We start from the raw sequence: 17,847 nt of genomic DNA, 5'->3' as shown, positions 1-17,847 counted from the left end.
GATTCTTCTAAGGTGGCGCCGTGACCACGCAACCGGATCTGGCCCGCATCCCCTTCGTGGCCGGGCTCGCCCGGCACGGGGACCGTCCTGCCGTCCTCACCCGCGACGGGACGCTGAACTACCGCGAGCTGGCCGAGCGCGTCGACGCCGTTGCCGCCCGCCTGGGCGGTGGACGCCGGCTGGCGGTCCTGGCCGCGGCCAACGACCTCGACTCCCTCGTCGCCTATCTCGCCGCCCTCAGCGCGGGCCACCCGCTGCTGCTGGTCCCGGCCGACAAGCCGGAGGCCCTGGCCTCCCTCGTGGCCGCCTACGACCCCGACGTCGTGCTCCGGTCCGGGGACGGCTCCCTCGTGGTGGAGGAACGGCGCCCCGGCACCTGTCACGACCTGCACCCCGACCTGGCGCTGCTGCTGAGCACCTCCGGCTCGACCGGCTCCCCGAAGCTCGTGCGCCTCTCGCACGAGAACCTGGCCGCCAACGCCGAGGCGATCGCCGAGTACCTGGCCATCGGGCCCGGCGACCGCGCCGCGACCACGCTCCCGATGTCCTACTGCTACGGGCTGTCGGTGATCAACAGCCACCTGCTGCGCGGGGCCGGGCTCGTGCTGACGGACCTGTCCGTGGTCGACCCCTGCTTCTGGGAGCTGTTCCGCGAGCACGGGGCGACGTCCTTCGCCGCGGTGCCCTACACCTTCGAGCTGCTCGAGCGCGTGGGCTTCGCCGAGATGGACCTGCCCCGGCTGCGCTGCGTCACCCAGGCCGGCGGGCGGCTGGCGCCCGAGAAGGTCCGCCACTACGCCGAGCTCGGCCGGCGCCGCGGCTGGGACCTGTTCGTCATGTACGGGGCCACGGAGGCCACCGCCCGGATGGCCTATCTGCCCCCGGGCCTGGCGACCGAGCGTCCCGGGTGCATCGGCGTCCCCGTGCCCGGCGGGGCCTTCCGGATCGACCCCGTGGAGGGCCTGGCCGACGGCGAGCTCGTCTACACCGGCCCCAACGTCATGCTCGGCTACGCCGAACACCCGTCCGACCTCGCCGCCGGGCGCACCGTCGAGGAGCTGCGCACCGGCGACCTGGCCCGCCGGCACCCCGACGGGCTGTACGAGGTCGTGGGGCGGCGCAGCCGCTTCGTGAAGATCGTGGGCCTGCGCGTGGACCTCGGGCAGGTCGAGCGCACCCTCGCCGAGCTCGGCGTGACGGCGGCGGCCGCCGGCTCGGCCCCGGGCTCGGACGAAGGCCTCGTGGTCGCAGTCGAGGGCGCGCACGAACCGCGGCTGCTGGGCAAGGTCCTCGCCCAGAGCGTGGGCCTGCCCCGCACCGCCGTCGCGGTGCACGCCGTGGAACAGCTGCCCCGCCTGGCCACCGGCAAGGTGGACTACCCGGCCGTCGCCGCGCTCGCCGCCCCCCGGAACGTTCCTGCCCCGCCCGCGGAGAGCGCGGCGCAGGGACCGCAGGACGTCAAGCGGATCTTCGCGGAGGTGCTGGACCGCCCCGACGTCGGCGACGACGACACGTTCGTCTCCCTCGAGGGCGACTCGCTGTCCTACGTGGCGGCCTCGGTCCGGCTGGAGCAGGCCCTCGGGCACCTGCCTCCGGACTGGCACGTCACGCCCGTCCGGGACCTGGTCCCCCGGGCGGCCCGGCCCCGGCGGCGCCTGGTGTCGTTCCTGGAGACCGGCATCGTCCTCCGGGCGGTCGCGATCGTGTGCATCGTCTGCACCCACGTGGAGCTGTTCACGTTCCAGACCGCCCACCTGCTGTTCGCGGTGGCCGGCTACAACTTCGCGCGGTTCCAGCTCACCGGTCGGCGCCTGCCCCGCCTGCGGCGCCACGCGCGCAGCCTGGGCCGCATCGTGGTCCCCTCCGTGGCCTTCATCGCCGTGGCCCACCTGCTCACCGACGACTACACCCTGGCCAACGTGGTGCTGCTCAACGGGATCGTGGGCCCGCAGGAGCTGACGAGCCAGTGGCACTTCTGGTTCGTCGAGATGCTGGTCTACGTCCTCGTGGCCGTCACGGCCCTCATGGCGCTGCCCTGGGCCGACCGGGCCGAGCGACGTCTCCCGTTCGTCTTCCCGCTGCTCCTGCTCGGCCTGGGGCTGCTCAGCCGCTACGACGTGGTGGACCCCGGGCTGCCCAAACCGGCCCCGGTGTTCTGGATCTTCGCCCTGGGCTGGGCGGCCGCCCGGGCCCGGACCCCGCTGCAGCGGTGCCTGGTGTCGGCTCTCACGGTGCTGAGCATCCCGGGCTACTTCGACAGCGCGCTGCGGGAGGGCACGCTCGCCGTGGGCATCCTCCTGCTCCTGTGGGCGCCGACCCTGCCCGTGCCGGCGGGGCTGCGGCGCCTGACCGGCCGGCTGGCCGCGGCGTCCCTGTACATCTACCTGACGCACTGGCTGGTCTATCCCGTGCTGCTGCCGGTGCACCCGGTCCTGGCCGTGGTCGCCTCGCTCGCCGCGGGCGTGGCCTACTGGCTCCTGGCCGAACGGGTGCTCCGCAGCCGGATGCTCCGCGGCGGGATGCGGCGGGGCAAGGCGTTCGGGGGCCAGGCACTCGGGGATCAGGCACTCGGGGGTCAGGCACCCGGCGCCGGAGGCGGGCCGGGCGCCGCCGGCGGGCCCGGGCGGGCACACCGGACCTGGTCGGGCCCCGTGGCTAGTCCAGGCCCACGCTGATCTCGGCGCTCTGCCCGGTGGAGCGCACACTGGCGAGCACCGGGAACTCCACGCGCTCCGTGACCGGCTCACCGTCCTCCAGGTAGCTCAGCCGCGCCTCGGCGGGCCGGTACGGGTCCGCGACCCAGCGCAGCGGGTCCTCCGGCGAGCCGACCAGCACCAGGGCGGGCCGGGAGACGAGCCGCCAGCGGACGTCGGTGATGCCCGGGTCCCCCGCCCCGCCCCCGTCGGGAAGACCCGCGGCGGTGTCCGGGGACTCCTCCGGGCCGGTGTGGCGCGCCGAGCTCGGGCAGCCCTCCGGAGCGAGCTCCTCCGAGGCCATGCAGGTGCGCAGCCACTGGGTGATCCGTTCCTCGGTCTCCTGCCACATCCGCGGGGACGGCTCGATCCGCAGGTCCACGGACGCCGGGCGCGGATCGCGGAAGGCCATCCGCACCGGGGGCAGGGGCACGGGCACCTGGTAGTAGGAGTTGCCGGGCAGCCCGATCGCGTAGTCCCCGGGCAGGGCCTCGAAGCGCCACGCGCCTCCCGGGCCGGTGGGGTCCGGCACGCGCTCGTCCGGGTCCGGGCGGATGCTCTCCCCGTTGACGGAGATCTCGTCCAGGGGTGCCGGGAGGTGGACGGCCAGGGGCGCCACGTCCGGGGAGTCCAGCTCCCAGTGGTCGTTGAAGGGACCGCTGCGCTCCACCCGGTGCACGCCGTAGGTGTGCACCTCCTCCCGGACGCGGTCCCCGCCCTCGGGGTCGTCCCACCACACGCGCACCCGGATCTCGGCGTGGTCGTCCTGCACGTCCGCGCGCAGCACCTCGTGGCCGCTGATCCGCCCGGCCGCGTTGCGGTAGACCCGGTTGGCGAAGATGTTGAGGGTGGGATCCGCGACCACGGCCTCCGCCCGGGACAACAGCTGCCGCGAGCGCCCGTCCTCGAGGCCGCCCAGCCAGGTGTGCACGGGGTCCTGGGGGGCGCGGTCGACGAAGAACCAGTTGAACGCCGAGCTCAGCCCGGTGACCAGGACCACGACCGCCGCCAGCCAGGTGAGCAGCGTCCGGCGCAGCCCGTGGGCGTCCTCGGCGGTGAGGACCGCGCCGGGCTCCCGTTCCCGTGGCACCGCCACCGCTGCCTCCCCGTCCGACGCCAGCTCGTCCGGCGCGCGCCGGTGCTCCGGGCCGCGCTGCGGCCCACCGGCTCACATCGTAGATCGGGCGCCGCGGCAGCGGCAGGAGGAGCCCTACAGCGCGCGTTTCTTGGTCACGAGGATCCCGGCGAGCACGAGGAGCAGGCCCCAGGCGCCGTAGACCAGACCGGACTCCACGTGGTTGAGCACGGCGTCCGAGGGCTGGTACACCGTGGTCAGCTGGGTGCTCGCCGCCCCGGGGGAGTAGGGCTTGGCGTCCTCGAGCCACTCGAAGGACAGGGCGAAGAGGACGAACTCCAGGACCAGCAGCAGCACCACGAGGACCACGATCCCCCACGTGGTGGACTTCAGCAGGGCCCCCAGTCCGAAGCCCAGCCACGCCGTGATCATGTAGAACAGGCCCACGGCGAGGATGTTGAGCAGGATCGCCTCCTGCCACACGTCGTAGCCCAGGTCCCCGCCGGCGAGGATCGGCTGGACCAGCAGGTGGCACAGGAACGCGCTGAGCACTCCGAAGAGGAACGCGACCACGGAGAGCACCACCGTCTTGGCGAGCATCACCGGGGTGCGCCGCGGCACGGCCGTCATGGTGGTGCGGACGGCGCCGGTGGAGTACTCGGAGCCGATGAACAGCACGGCCAGCGCCCCCAGGAGCAGCATGACCAGCTGCAGGCCGCCGTTGGCGCTGGTCATGGCCAGGTACTCGCTGAAGCCCATTCCCTCCGGCAGGGCGACGCCGGACTGCTCGGCGATCTGCTGGTCGGACTCCGCGACGAACGCGTCCCGCTGCTGCTGGACCTCCTCCTCCGTGAGGCCGATCTCCTCGGGGCTGCGCCCGTCGAGCGTGGCGTCGACCTGCTCCTGCGCGGCCTGCTGGTTGATGTCCTGCAGGGAGGTGGTGCTCCAGGCGCTCAGCGCCCCGAAGCCCAGGGCCAGCAGGAGGGCGACGGCGAGCAGGATCCAGTGGGAGCGCAGGGAGCGGAACTTGATCCACTCCGAGCGCAGGACCCGGCCGAAGCCCAGGCGGGCGTCGAACGCGGGGCCGGCGTGCCCGGTGGGGCCGGTGCCGGTGGTCTCCGGACGGGGTGCGGTCGAGGTGCTGGTGCTCATGCTCGGTCTCCGGTTCGTGCGGCGGGGCCCGCCCAGGGCGCCCGGGTGGTCTCGACGGGGGCGCCGCCGGAGCGGTACTCGACCTCGTCCTGCGTCATGGCCATGTAGACGTCCTCGAGGGTCTCGGTCTGCGGGGTGAGCTCGTACAGCAGCACCCCCGCGGACAGCGCGGCCTCGGCGATCCGCCGCGGCGCGGGCCCGGTGACCAGGGCCCCGTCGTCGTCGAACTCCGTGATCTCGGCGTGCTCCTCCCGCAGGGCCCGGCGCAGGGCCTCCCGGTCGGTCGTGCGCACGCGGGTGCGGGCGCGCTCCCCCGCCAGGAGCTCCTCGATGGGCGCGTCGGCGAGGATCCGTCCGCGGCCGATCACCACGAGGTGGTCGGCCGTCTGGGCCATCTCCGACATCAGGTGGGAGGAGAGGAAGACCGTGCGGCCCTCCGAGGCGAGGTACCTGGCGAGGTGGCGCACCCACACGACGCCCTCGGGGTCGAGGCCGTTGACGGGCTCGTCGAGGACCACGGTGTGCGGGTCGCCGATCAGGGCCGCGGCGATGCCCAGCCGCTGGCCCATGCCCAGGGAGAAGCCGCCCACCCGCTTGTCCGCCGCGGCGCCGAGCCCGGTGAGGTCCACCACCTCCTGGACGCGGGAGCGCGGGATGCCGTGGGTCGCGGCGAGCGCGGACAGGTGGGCCCGGGCGGTGCGCCGGGGGTGGACGGCCTTGGCGTCCAGGAGCACGCCGACCTCCGAGAGCGGGGCGCGGTGCTCGGCGTACGGGCGGCCGTTGACGCGGGCGTGCCCGCTGGTGGCGGACTCCAGGCCCACCAGCAGGCGCATGGTGGTCGACTTGCCCGCCCCGTTGGGCCCCAGGAACCCGGTGACCCGGCCCGGACGGACGGTGAAGCTGACGTCGTCCACCGCCGTCTTGCCACCGTAGGTCTTCGTCAGGTTCTCGATCTCGATCACCGGCGCTCCTCCCGAGCACTCGTCATTGCGGTCCACCCTCAACGTACGGGACCCGGGACACCGTCCGGCACCCTCGGAAGGATGAGCTCCGCGGTCCTCCGCGGGCCCGGTCTCCCTCTTCCGGCGGAGGAGGCGACGGCGTTCACTCCGCCTCGGGAACGCCGATCTGCATCGCCCGGCGTCCGCGCAGGACGTCGACGGCCACCACGACCAGGAACCAGACCAGGAACAGCACCCGCACGGCCGCCAGCAGGTCCTGGGCGTCCCAGCCCGTGCGCCCGGTCCACGGCAGGACCGGCCACGCCGCCTCCGGCAGCACCAGCGTGGTCCACCACAGCACCTCGACGAGCTGCCAGGCCGCGAACTCGATCCAGTTGCGCCGGCTGAGCACCACCAGCGGGGCGAGCCACAGGGCCTGGACCAGGGAGTAGCCCGGGCCGGTGAGCACGAGCACGGTGAGCAGCAGGAAGGCGACCTGGACGACGCTGGGCTCCTGGCGGGTGAGCAGCGTGAGCACCAGCACCGCCGCGCAGCCGAGCACGAGGGCCAGGAGCACGTGCTGCCCGGTCTCCGCCGCCCCGGGCACGGCGTCCGCCCGGCCCCAGACGCTCCACAGGGAGGAGCCTGCCACCGGGCGGTCGGCCGCCGCCCGGAACCGGCCGAGCCACTGCTCCCACGCCGCGATCATGAACGGGCCGTTGACCAGCAGCCAGGCGGCCAGGGTCCCGGCCAGGACCACCGCGAAGTCCCGGAACTGGCGGTACCGGGCGGCGAGGAACAGCACGGCCAGCAGGACCACCAGGGGGAACAGCGCCACGGACGCCCCCAGGCCGAGGAACACCCCGGCCGGTCCCGGGCGGCCGCGCACGTGGAGGAGCAGCGCCAGGACCATGAGCAGCACCGCCCACAGGTCCCACGTGGTGAAGCCCACCAGCGCCGCCACCGGGGCCAGGGCCAGGACGAAGGCGTCGGCCCGGCGGCGGCCGGAGAGCCCGGAGACCACGGCGACCGTGGTCAGCCACAGGAGGGCCAGCAGCACCACGGACAGGTTCGCGAACACCCCGCCGCCCACGTCCGTGCCGAGCAGTGCGGAGAGCCGGGCCGCGACCCACCCGAGCACCGTGGTGATCATCCCGACCAGCGCGGGTTGGTCCCCGGCGGGGCCTCCCGTGAAGAACCCGTCCAGCGTCCCGGCCGTGGCCGCCGGGGTCATCTCGGTGGCGCACAGCGCGGGAAGCTGCTCGGCGGCCGCCCCACCGGGCACCCGGCAGGGCAGCCGCAGCAGGTAGGCCACCATGACCGTGTAGAGGCACAGGCCCGCCAGCTGCAGCCCGTGGCCGCCGAGGCGCCCGCCCAGCCGGCTCATCCGGTGCACCGCCGTCCGCGCAGCGCGTCCGCCGTGACCCGGGCTGCCGGAGAGGCCGTCGCCACCGGGTGCAGGGCGATGCCGCCCCGGGCGCCCGCCGCGAGCAGGACATGAAGTCCGCGATATATGCCTCGAGGAGCATGAAACCGGTTCGTCGTCGCGGCGGCGGACGGCAGGACGCCGACGGCGCCCGTCTGCGGCACCGGGTGCTCCGGCGGCGCGGAGTGCCGCCCCGGGTCCGGGGCGGTGCGGGGGGTGTCCGGGACGGACTCCACCCGGGTGCTCACAGGGTGTCCGCCGCCCAGGCCCGCAGCCGCCGCTCCGCTTCCTCGGGGCCCAGCTCCCCCTCGTCGAGACGCAGGTCCAGCAGGAACCGGTAGGCCCGCCCGACCACGGGGCCCGGGGGGACGCCGAGCACCGCCATGATCTGCTGGCCGTCCAGCTCGGGGCGCACCGCGTCGAGCTCCTCCCGCGCGGAGAGCTCGGCGATGCGCCGCTCCAGGTCGTCGTAGGCCGCGGACAGCCGCGCCACCTTCCGCCGGTTCCGGGAGGTCACGTCCGCCCGCGTCAGCCGGTGCAGCCGCTCGAGGCACTCCCCCGCGTCCCGGACGTATCGGCGCACGGCCGAGTCGGTCCAGCCGGCGTCCCCGTAGCCGTAGAAGCGCATGTGCAGCTCCACCAGCCGGCTCACGGTGCGGATCGTGTCGTTGTCGAAGCGCAGCGCGCGCATCCGCTTCGCGGTGAGCTTGGCACCCACCACCTCGTGGTGGCGGAAGCTCACCGCACCGTCGGCCCCGAAGCGGCGGGTCGCGGGCTTGCCGACGTCGTGCATGAGGGCCGCGAAGCGCAGGGCGAAGTCGGGCGCGGGCACGGGACCGTCCGGGCCGGACTCCAGCTCCGCGGCCTGCTCGAGGACCGTGAGGGAGTGCTGGTAGACGTCCTTGTGCCGGTGGTGCTCGTCCCGCTCGAGCTGCAGGGCGGGCACCTCGGGCAGCACCACCGCGGCGAGCCCCGTCCCCACGAGGAGATCGATCCCCTGCCGGGGCCGGCGCCCGCAGATCAGCTTGACGAGCTCGTCCCGGACGCGCTCGGCCGAGACGATCGCGATCCGCTCCGCCATGTCCGTCATGGCCTCGCGCACCTCCGGGGCCACCTGGACGTCGAGCTGGGAGGCGAAGCGGGCGGCGCGCATCATCCGCAGGGGGTCGTCCGAGAACGAGTCCTCCGGGGCGCCGGGTGTGCGCAGCACCCGGGCGTGCAGGTCCTTGACCCCGCCGTGCGGGTCGACGAGCTCGAGCCCGGGCAGGCGCAGCGCCATCGCGTTGATCGTGAAGTCGCGGCGGAACAGGTCGTCCTCGAGGGAGGTGCCGAAGGCCACCTGCGGTTTGCGGGACTCCGCGTCGTACGCCTCGGCCCGGTAGGTGGTCACCTCCAGCTGCACGTCGCCCCGGCGCATCCCGATGGTCCCGAAGTCCCGGCCGATCTCCCACACCGCGTCGGCCCAGCCCGCGACCACGCCGAGGGTCTGGTCGGGCGTGGCGTCGGTCGTGAAGTCCAGGTCCAGGGCGGGCCGGCCCAGGAAGAGGTCGCGCACGGGCCCGCCCACGAGCGAGAGCTCGTGGCCGGCGTCGGCGAACCGCCGCCCCAGGTCGAGGGCGGCGGGATGGATCGCGTCGATGTCGGGGAGCTGCGTCATGGTGCCGCCCATTGTTCCAGACCCGGGACCGCCGGCCCGTCCGGACAGGGCCCTCGGGCGGTCCGGGAACCGGTTCGCGGACCCGCCTGCGGCCCCGTTCCCGGACCCGATCATGGACGGGTGCCCCGGCGCGTCGAGGGCCTCCGTACGGACCCTCCGGCGCTCGGGCGGGAGCCGGGGGGATTGTGGCAAGGTAGGAGACATGGCTTTCCCCGTCCCCAGCGCACCGAAGAAGCGGCCCACCGCGCCGGCCGCCGCGCTGCCCACGGTCGAGGAAGTCTCCGCCGGGGGGATCGTCGTCGACCTCGCCACACCCTCCCACCCGGTGGCCATCATCGCCCGGATCAACCGGGGCGGACGCCTCGAGTGGTGCCTGCCCAAGGGCCACCCCGAGGGCGAGGAGACGAACGAGGAAGCCGCGATCCGCGAGATCGAGGAGGAGACCGGCATCGCCGGGCAGGTGCTGAGCCCACTGGGCAGCATCGACTACTGGTTCACGGTCTCCGGGCACCGCGTGCACAAGACGGTGCACCACTTCCTGCTGCGCGCCACCGGCGGGCACCTCACCACGGACAACGACCCCGACCACGAGGCCGTGGACGTCGCGTGGGTGGACATCGACGACCTCGGCCGGAAGCTGTCCTTCCCCAACGAGCGGCGCATCGCCGACATCGCCCGTGAATACATCATCCACCAGCTCTGAGACGGAGCGCTCCCCCGGCGAGCGCCAGGACGCGCCACCCGCCCCGGTCCGGCGCTCGGGTGCGGCCTCCAGCGCCATCATGGCCTCCGGCACGCTCGTCTCCCGCGCGCTGGGGTTCGTCAAGATCGTGCTCATCACGGTGGCCATCGGCTCGGTCACGACCGTCTCCGACGTCTTCGAGCTGGCGAACACGCTGCCGAACCTGATCTACGTCCTCGTGGCCGGCGGGATCTTCAACGCCGTCCTGGTGCCCCAGATCATCAAGGCCTCCCGGACCGCCGACGACGGCGGGGCCGACTACATCTCCCGCCTGCTCACCCTGGCCGTGCTCGCGCTGCTGGGGGTGACGGCGGTCGTGGTGGCCCTGGCGGGACCCATCGTGCGGACCATGGGCACCGACTGGACCGAGGCGCAGCTCTCGCTCGGACTGACGTTCGCGCTGTTCACGTTCCCGCAGATCTTCTTCTACGGCCTCTACACCGTGGTGGGTCAGGTGCTCAACGCCCGCGGCGCCTTCGGCTGGTACATGTGGGCGCCGGTGGTCAACAACGTGGTGGCCATCGCGGCGCTGCTCGTGTTCATCCAGCAGTTCGGGACGTACGCCCAGACGGAGCACTCCCTGGACGACTGGACACCGGCCAAGACGTTCTGGCTGGCGGTCATGGCGACCGTGGGCGTCGCCACCCAGGCCCTCGTGCTCTTCTGGCCGCTGGGCCGGCTGGGACTGCGGCTGCGCCCCCGCTTCGGCTGGCGCGGCATCGGGCTCTCCACCGCCGCGCGGCTGGCCGGCTGGACCCTGGCCACGGGGATCATCGCCAATCTGGCGTTCCTGGCCCTCACCAAGGTCGCCGCGATCCCCACCGGCTACCGCCCGGAGTACCTCGCCATGGACCCGCCGCAGCAGATCGCGGGCGTCGCGGCGCTCAACCAGGCCTCGATGCTGTACTCCCTGCCGCACGGGGTGATCGGGCTGTCCATCGCCACGGTGCTGTTCAACCGGATGGCCGCCGCCTCCACGGACGGGGACCGGGCCGGCATGGTGGCGTCCCTGTCCTCGAGCCTGCGGATCACGGGCGTGGCCACGGTCTTCGCCACCGTCGCCCTCATCGTCTTCGCGGGACCCCTCGGCATGCTCTTCAGCGGCGGTGTGCCCTCCGCCGGAGCCGTGATCGGCCAGGTGATCACGGTGATCGCGATCGGCGCGCCCTTCATGTCCATCTCCTTCATGCTCGGCCGGGCCTTCTACGCGCAGGAGGACGCCCGCACCCCGTTCCTGGTGCAGGTCGGGGTGGCGCTCTTCACGGTGCTGTCCGCCCTGCTGATCTGGTGGTTCATCGCCCCGGACCACATCATCTTCGCGGTCGCCGCGTGCTACGCCGCCCAGAACATCCTGAGCACGCTCGTCTACCACCTCGTCCTGGTCCGCCGGATCGGGGACTACGACCTCGCCCGCATCATGGACTCCCACGCCCGGATCCTCGTGGCGTCCCTGCTCGCCGGCGTGGTGGGTGCCGTGGTCCTGTTCCTGCTCGGCGGCTACGACCCGGACGGCTTCCCCTGGACCAACCAGCTGACCGCGATCGCGACCGTGGCCGTGGGCGGGACCGTCATGGGGACCGCCTATCTGGGCGCCCTGCGGCTCTGCCGCGTCCGGGAGCTCGACAGCCTCGTGCGCCCGGTCCTCGCCCGGCTCGGCCGCTGACCGTGTGACACGGCTCTCCGCCGCGGGCCGCCGGGACCGGTAAAGTGCTGAGTGGTCGGTGACGTGGGTCAGGAACACCCCTTCTGCCCCGCCGGCCACCCCCACCCGCGAATTCCGGCCCCTCCGCGAATTCCCGACCCCCAGGGAGCCAACGTGCCCGCACCGATGAAGCTCGGTTCCGTCCTCGGCGGCCGCTACAAAGTGATCACCGATGTGCTGGCCACCGCCGAGGGCGACCACGTGCTCGAGGGCCAGGACCAGATCCTGGGCCGCCGCGTCTCGATCCTGCTGCCCGCGGAGCGGCACACCTCCCTGCTGGTGGAGAACGCGCGCTCGATGGCCAACGGCAGCATCGGCGCCCCGTTCCAGATCCTCGACCTGGGGCAGGCGGAGGACCACACCTACCTCGTCACCTCGCACACCCCGGCCGCGGACATGCTGGACTCCCTGCTCGTGGAGCCCGACGAGATCGAGGACGAGTCCCTCAGCGACGACATCTTCGGCGCACCGCGCGGCACCGGCAGCGCCTCGTACGTCTACGACGAGCCGGACCCCACCAGCCCGACCCCGGTGGTCGCCACCGAGCCCTCCGACGACCTCGGCGCCGCGGCCCCCGAGCCCAAGGTCACCCGGTGGCGGGACGACGACTCGTACGACGACGCCGCGCCCGCGCCCTCGGTGCGCACCCGCCTCGGCCGGCCGGTGCGGGTCAGCGCCACCTCGACCCGCTCCACGCTCTTCGACCGGGCGGCCGCGAGCGGCACCGCCGCCGTGGCCGGCCGCACCGCCGGCACCGACATCGATCCCGGCTACGACGGCGACAACCGCTACGACAGCTACTACGACGAGCGACAGGAGGCCCCCCACCGCGAGCCGGAGACGGCCGGCGGCCCGCCGCCGCGCGGCAAGGACACCGCTCCGCGCACCCAGAAGGGCGGCAAGGGCCTCCTCCTGCTGGTGGTGGTGCTGCTCGCACTGCTGATCGGGGCCGTGGTGTTCAGCTTCGACCGCCTGGGCGGGCTCTTCGGCGGGGCGACCGCCCCGGATCCGGCCGCCAGCGCCCCTGCCGGGGGAAACGAGGGGGCGGAACAGGCCCAGCCGAGCGCGGAGGCCGAGCCGGAGGCCCCGGAGGCGGACCCGCAGCCCGCGGCCGTGACCCGGATCGTGCCCGGCAACGCGGACTTCATGGTCGACCAGGACGCCCAGCTGAGCCAGACCGTGGACGGCAATCCCTCGACCTACTGGATCAGCTACGGCTTCTCCGACCAGAACTTCGGCAACCAGGCGCCCAGCGTGGGCCTGGCCGTCGAGCTCGCGGAGCCCGCACCGGTGGAGAGCCTGCGGCTCAGCCAGTCCTCCGGGTCCGGCGGCATGTTCGACGTCTACGTCAACGACGCCCCGACCCTGGACGGCGCCCAGCAGGTGGGCTCCGGCTCCTTCACCGGCCCGGAGATCACGGTCCCGCTGGCCGCCGGGGCCCGGGAGGAGAGCCACCAGTACGTGATCGTCAACTGGACCCAGCTGCCGCAGCTGACCAACCCCATCGCCGGGTTCACCTACGGCCTGCGGGTCGGCGAGATCCAGCTGGACTGACACCCCCGCTCCCCCGGCGGCCGCGGCCGGGGGGCACGGCACCGGAATATCCGCCGTGCGCCCCCCGTTGTGCCAGTGGTCCCCGCGGCCGGACCCGTCCGGCCGCTCCCTGTACGGAAGGTCAGCAGAACAGTGAGCCCCGACTTCGGTCCCGTGATCAACGCCCTTGATCTCACCCCGCGCGGCGGCGAGCCGACGTCCGCCCCCGAGGACGAGGTCGTCCACGAGGTGATCGTCGTCGGTTCCGGCCCCGCCGGGTACACCGCCGCGATCTACGCCGCACGCGCCAACCTCCAGCCCATCGTGTTCGCGGGCTCCGTGACCGCCGGCGGCGAGCTCATGAACACCACCGAGGTCGAGAACTACCCCGGTTTCATCGACGGCATCCAGGGCCCGGAACTGATGTCCAACATGCAGCAGCAGGCCGAGCGCTTCGGCGCCGACATCCGCTACGAGGACGTCGTGGCCCTGGAGCTCGAGGGCGAGATCAAGACCGTGACCCTCGAGGACGGCTCGGTGCACCGCGCGCACGCCGTGATCATCGCGACCGGCTCCGCGTACCGGGAGCTCGGTCTGCCGGACGAGAAGCGACTCTCCGGCCACGGTGTGAGCTGGTGCGCCACCTGCGACGGCTTCTTCTTCAAGGAGCAGCACATCGCGGTCGTCGGCGGCGGGGACTCCGCCCTCGAGGAGGCGACCTTCCTCTCCCGCTTCGCCTCGAAGGTGACCATCATCCACCGGCGGGACAGCTTCCGCGCCTCCGAGATCATGCAGCAGCGCGCCTTCGAGGACCCGAAGATCGAGGTGCTGTGGAACGCCGAGGTCGTGGCCATCAACGGGGAGGAGAAGGTCCGCTCCGTCACCGTGCAGGACACCGAGTCCCGGGAGACCTCGGAGCTGCCCGTGACGGGACTGTTCGTCGCGATCGGCTCCGACCCGCGCACCGCGCTGGTCGCCGACCAGCTCGAGCTCACCGTCGACGGCACCATCCAGGTGGACGGGCGCAGCTCCACCACGAGCCTCGCCGGAGTCTTCGCCGCGGGCGACGTCGTGGACGCGACGTACCGCCAGGCGATCACCGCCGCCGGCTCCGGGTGCGTGGCCGCGGTCGATGCCGAGCACTACCTCGCCGCCCTGCACGACCGCTCGGTGCTGCACAGCTGAGCGTCCCCGGCCCTGCAGCCGAGCCGGGCGGCTCCGGCCGCCCCGGCCGGCATGGTCCATAATCGAACCAGTTCCGCCCTTCGCACGAGTTCCACCCAGAGCGCCGAGCACGCCCCGAGCGTGCCGGCGCCCGGACAAGGAGAAACATGAGCGCCGCCAAGAACGTCACCGACGCCGACTTCAAGACCGAGGTCCTGGAGTCGGAGAAGCCCGTCATCGTCGACTTCTGGGCCGAGTGGTGCGGCCCGTGCCGCATGGTCGGCCCCGTCCTGGACGCGATCGCCGCCGAGCACGCCGAGGCGATCGAGGTCGTCAAGCTCAACGTCGACGAGAACCCTGCCGTGGCGTCCCAGTACGGCATCACCTCGATCCCCGCGATCTACCTCTTCTCGGGAGGCGAGGTCGTCAGGAAGGCCATCGGCGCCAAGCCGAAGAGCGCCCTCGAGAAGGAGTTCGCCGACTACCTGACCCCCGGGAACTGAACGGCCGTACCGACATCCCGGCCGCACCGCGCTCATCCGTCCTCTCCCCCGAGCGGGAGGGGGCGGATGAGCCGTTGTACTGGCACTGACGCCGACCCGACGACCCGTGGGACACCTGTGAAACTCGACGACACCGAACCGATGCTGCGCCGGAGCATGACGAACCGGCGTGTGGTGGGCCTCCGGGAGCGTCTGCTCCGGGCGGGCGTCACCGTGGCCTACCTCGCGCCGCAGGACGTGAACGACCCCTCCTACTTCGACGACCACGTCGACGCCGCCGTGCGGGCCTTCCAGCAGGAGCGCGGCCTCATCGTCGACGGCCTGGTGGGCCCCGAGACCGACCGCGGCCTCAACGAGGCCCAGTACGCGCTGGGCGACCGCTCCCTCTATCTCGACGAGGACCGCCCGTTGCGCGGCGACGACGTCGCGGGGCTGCAGCACAACCTTTCTCGGTTGGGTTTCTACTACGGGCACCTCAACGGGATCTTCACCCGGGGCACGCACCATGCCGTGCTGGAGCTGCAGCAGAGCCTCGGCGTGGCCGCCACGGGCGTGGTGGACCGTGAGACCATCGCCGCCCTCGCCCGGATCAACAAGAACATCACCTCCTCGAAGGCCTTCTCGCTGCGGGACTACCACCGGCTGGAGCGCGCCACCTCTGCGCTCCGTGGACGTTCCGTGGTCCTCGTGCCGTCGCGCGCCGCGGGACAGCAGCCACCGGCCTCGGCCGCCCCGGACTTCGCCGAGCGCTCGGACGAGGTCACCACCGACGTCGCCGTCCTGGCCTTCGGTCTGCTGCAGGAGATCGGCGCCGAGCCGGCGATCGTCGCACCGGACCGCACCCTCAGGGACCGTCGCGGCGACGACGTCCGGTGCGTGCCCTCCGTGCACGACGCCATCGGCGGCCGTCCGGACTCGGTCGTCGTGTCGCTGCACTGCGACTGGAACGACTCCCCCGCCGCCACGGGTCTCGCCTCGTACTACTGGGGCGAGCAGGACCACTCGGAGGTCTACTCCCCCATCGGCGAGCGTGCCGCCGGTCTCGTGCTCAAGGAGATGGTGGCCCGCACCGGCGCCCTCGATCTCGGCAGCCACGCCCGGCAGTGGGAGCTGCTGCGCACCCATGACGCCCCGACGGTCTGGCTGGACCTCGGTTATCTCTCCAGCGCCACGGACCGCGCGGCCCTCGCGGATCCCGAGCACCGCAGCCACCTGGCGGAAGCCGTCGTGTTCGGCCTGCAGCGGATGTTCCTGCTCGCGGAGGACGACGTGCCCACGGGCACCATGCGCCTGGACGACGTCGCGGAGTTCAACGGCCGCTGAGGCCGGCCCGCACAGCGCGGAGCCCCGGTGGTTCACGTGAACACCGGGGCTCCGCCGTCTCCGTTCCCGTCAGGAACGCTCGATCCCCGGGTCCAGGACCTCGATGATCCGGTTCAGGTCCTCCACCGAGGCGAACTCGATGGTCATCTTGCCCTTCCGGGCCCCGAGCGCGATCTTGACGCTGGTGTCCAGCCGATCGGCGAAGGCCTCCGCGATGTAGTCCAGCCGCTCCTTGTGCCGCCCGGCCAGCGCCGCCGCGCGCGGCGTCTTCCGCTCGATCCCCTCGCTCAGCGACACGGCCTCCTCGGTGGCCCGGACGGAGAGCCCTTCGGCGACGATGCGCTGCGCGAGCCGCTCCATCTCCGCGGGGTCGGCCAGGGACAGAAGGGCGCGGGCGTGACCGGACGAGAGGACACCGGCCGCGACCCGGCGCTGCACGAGCGGCGGCAGCCGCAGCAGGCGGATCGTGTTGCTGATCTGCGGACGGGACCGCCCGATGCGGCGCGAGAGCTCCTCCTGGGTCGTGTTGAACTCCTCCATGAGCTGCTGGTACGCGGCGGCCTCCTCCAGGGGATTCAGCTGGCTGCGGTGCAGGTTCTCCAGCAGGGCGTCACGGAGCAGGTCGTCGTCGGAGGTCTCCCGGACGATGGCCGGGATGGTGCCGAGGCCGGCGCGCTGGGTCGCCCGCCAGCGCCGCTCTCCCATCACCAGCTCGTAGGACGTGTCGCCGTCCTCCCGGCTGGGGCGCACCACGATCGGCTGCAGCACGCCGAGCTCGCCGATGGAGTACGCCAGCTCGGCGAGTTCCTCCTCGTCGAACACCTGCCGCGGCTGCTTCCGGTTCGGGTGGATGGCGTCGACCGCGATCTCCGCGAACGTGGCGCCCGGGACGGCGGTCAGCTCTGGAACCGGCTCCTCCGTTCCACGTGAAACATCCGCGTTGCCGTCCATGTCACCACTCACCGCCTGTCCGTCCGGCGCACGCCGTGCTGGCAGCGGCGACTCCTGGGCGTCAGGACGCTCCGGTGTCCGCGGCTCCGTTTCACGTGAAACGCCATCTGCAGGGGCGCTGGTGTCCTCGGACCGGGTCGGCGATCCGTCCTCGGGCGTGCCGGTCCCGCGGTTCTCCTCGACGGTCGCGCTGCCGGCGGCCGTCTTGTCCTGGGGTGATGAGCTCGGCGCCTCGGAGTTCGCCGGCGTGTCCGGGGCGCTCGAGGGCAGGAAAAACATGTCGGACGGTCGGCTGACCAGGGTCGTGTTGCGCAGCGCCTCGCCCATGTCCACGCGGGCCTTCATGGCCTTCTGACGCGCCGCCGGGCTCACGGACCGGCTGCGGGGCCCGGCTGCGGTGCGGCCGGTCGGCGCGGAGCTCCCCTCGGTACGGGTTCCCCCCGACTCACTCGCGTCGGACCCGGACTCCGGCGCCACGGCCTCGTCGGCGAACAGCGTGTCAGCGGGGCCCCGTTCCGTGGTGCCCTGCTCATCGCTCCGGTCGGGGACGGCCAGTGGCGGCTCGGGGGACTGCGCGGAGGCGGATGCGGAGGTGACCGCGGATCGGGACGCCGGCGAGCCCGCTGCAGCGCGCGACCGCTTCGGCGCGGACTTGGCCGCGCTCTGACTCCGGCCCCCAGACCCGCTGGTCCGGGCATCCTCCGAGGACGAGACGGCCGGCGTTTCACGTGAAACGTCTGCGATGCTGGTGCCAGGAGCCGGGGGAGGAGACGGCTGCCCCTCGGCCTCCCCGGCCGCTGCGGCACCGACCGGCGTCGCCGACGCTTCCGTCGGTGCCTCTGCGGCCGGCGCGCTCGGAATGAGCGCTCCCAGTCCCCGACCCAGACCACGTCGTCGTTCGCTCACGGTGTTCCTCTCCTCGCGCGGCAATCCGGTCAATTCTAGCGGAGCCACGTCCCCGCCCGGTCGCTCCACGCCCCGGCCG

General features: G+C 73.0%; 13 protein-coding genes. 7 read left to right on the top strand and 6 right to left on the bottom strand.

Going from position 1 to position 17,847, the window contains the following annotated elements:
• Nucleotides 1-20 precede the first annotated feature (20 nt).
• The gene (locus tag BJF77_RS03120; protein ID WP_083664936.1) at nt 21-2,675 is read left to right on the top strand and encodes an AMP-binding protein; all 2,655 of its coding nucleotides are present in this window, start codon (nt 21-23) and stop codon (nt 2,673-2,675) included.
• On the opposite strand, the gene BJF77_RS03115 is transcribed toward BJF77_RS03120, so the two are convergent.
• The 5 genes from BJF77_RS03115 to BJF77_RS03095 form a co-directional block, all read right to left on the bottom strand.
• Nucleotides 2,656-3,789 (bottom strand): hypothetical protein, encoded by a 1,134-nt coding sequence (locus BJF77_RS03115; protein WP_075871245.1) that lies wholly within the window; start codon nt 3,787-3,789, stop codon nt 2,656-2,658. The two genes, BJF77_RS03120 and BJF77_RS03115, sit on opposite strands and share 20 nt — an antisense overlap.
• A gap of 114 nt (nt 3,790-3,903) precedes the next feature.
• Nucleotides 3,904-4,920 carry an ABC transporter permease subunit gene (locus BJF77_RS03110; protein ID WP_047805104.1) on the bottom strand — a complete coding sequence of 339 codons (1,017 nt, stop codon included), beginning with the start codon at nt 4,918-4,920 and terminating at the stop codon, nt 3,904-3,906.
• Nucleotides 4,917-5,882, bottom strand: coding sequence for an ABC transporter ATP-binding protein (locus tag BJF77_RS03105; RefSeq protein WP_047805103.1), 966 nt, complete (start codon nt 5,880-5,882; stop codon nt 4,917-4,919). The genes BJF77_RS03110 and BJF77_RS03105 overlap by 4 nt, the downstream gene beginning before the upstream one ends.
• 142 nt (nt 5,883-6,024) lie before the next feature.
• On the bottom strand, nt 6,025-7,248 hold the full coding sequence (locus tag BJF77_RS03100; RefSeq protein WP_075871255.1) for a glycosyltransferase 87 family protein: 1,224 nt from the start codon (nt 7,246-7,248) through the stop codon (nt 6,025-6,027).
• A 283-nt stretch (nt 7,249-7,531) separates the two neighbouring features.
• The gene (locus tag BJF77_RS03095) at nt 7,532-8,956 is read right to left on the bottom strand and encodes a CCA tRNA nucleotidyltransferase (RefSeq protein WP_075871244.1); all 1,425 of its coding nucleotides are present in this window, start codon (nt 8,954-8,956) and stop codon (nt 7,532-7,534) included.
• 190 nt (nt 8,957-9,146) lie between these two features.
• Between BJF77_RS03095 and BJF77_RS03090 the strand changes: the two genes are divergently transcribed.
• The 6 genes from BJF77_RS03090 (at nt 9,147) to BJF77_RS03065 (ending at nt 15,911) form a co-directional block, all read left to right on the top strand.
• The gene (locus BJF77_RS03090) at nt 9,147-9,647 is read left to right on the top strand and encodes an NUDIX domain-containing protein (RefSeq protein ID WP_047805101.1); all 501 of its coding nucleotides are present in this window, start codon (nt 9,147-9,149) and stop codon (nt 9,645-9,647) included.
• Nucleotides 9,648-9,726: 79 nt separating this feature from the next.
• A complete protein-coding gene (gene murJ, locus BJF77_RS03085) occupies nt 9,727-11,349 on the top strand; it encodes a murein biosynthesis integral membrane protein MurJ (protein ID WP_075871243.1) in 1,623 nt (540 codons plus the stop codon).
• 153 nt (nt 11,350-11,502) lie between these two features.
• Nucleotides 11,503-12,942: a hypothetical protein gene (locus BJF77_RS03080; RefSeq protein ID WP_139318415.1), complete on the top strand. Its 1,440-nt coding sequence runs from the start codon at nt 11,503-11,505 to the stop codon at nt 12,940-12,942.
• A gap of 132 nt (nt 12,943-13,074) precedes the next feature.
• Complete coding sequence (gene trxB / locus BJF77_RS03075) at nt 13,075-14,106, top strand: thioredoxin-disulfide reductase (RefSeq protein WP_075871241.1); 1,032 nt, start codon at nt 13,075-13,077, stop codon at nt 14,104-14,106.
• Nucleotides 14,107-14,252: 146 nt separating this feature from the next.
• Complete coding sequence (gene trxA, locus BJF77_RS03070; RefSeq protein WP_047805098.1) at nt 14,253-14,588, top strand: thioredoxin; 336 nt, start codon at nt 14,253-14,255, stop codon at nt 14,586-14,588.
• Between the two features lie 156 nt (nt 14,589-14,744).
• Nucleotides 14,745-15,911 (top strand): N-acetylmuramoyl-L-alanine amidase, encoded by a 1,167-nt coding sequence (locus BJF77_RS03065; RefSeq protein ID WP_075871254.1) that lies wholly within the window; start codon nt 14,745-14,747, stop codon nt 15,909-15,911.
• A gap of 69 nt (nt 15,912-15,980) precedes the next feature.
• Here the strand turns inward: BJF77_RS03065 and BJF77_RS03060 are convergent, their stop codons facing one another.
• Complete coding sequence (locus BJF77_RS03060) at nt 15,981-17,189, bottom strand: ParB/RepB/Spo0J family partition protein (RefSeq protein WP_255396115.1); 1,209 nt, start codon at nt 17,187-17,189, stop codon at nt 15,981-15,983.
• Nucleotides 17,190-17,847 lie beyond the last annotated feature (658 nt).

The organism is Kocuria sp. CNJ-770 (assembly GCF_001942375.1).
In the GTDB taxonomy this organism is placed as follows: domain Bacteria; phylum Actinomycetota; class Actinomycetes; order Actinomycetales; family Micrococcaceae; genus Kocuria; species Kocuria oceani.
Note: the sequence above shows the minus strand (reverse complement) of the source record. Positions and strands in the feature narration are given on the sequence as shown.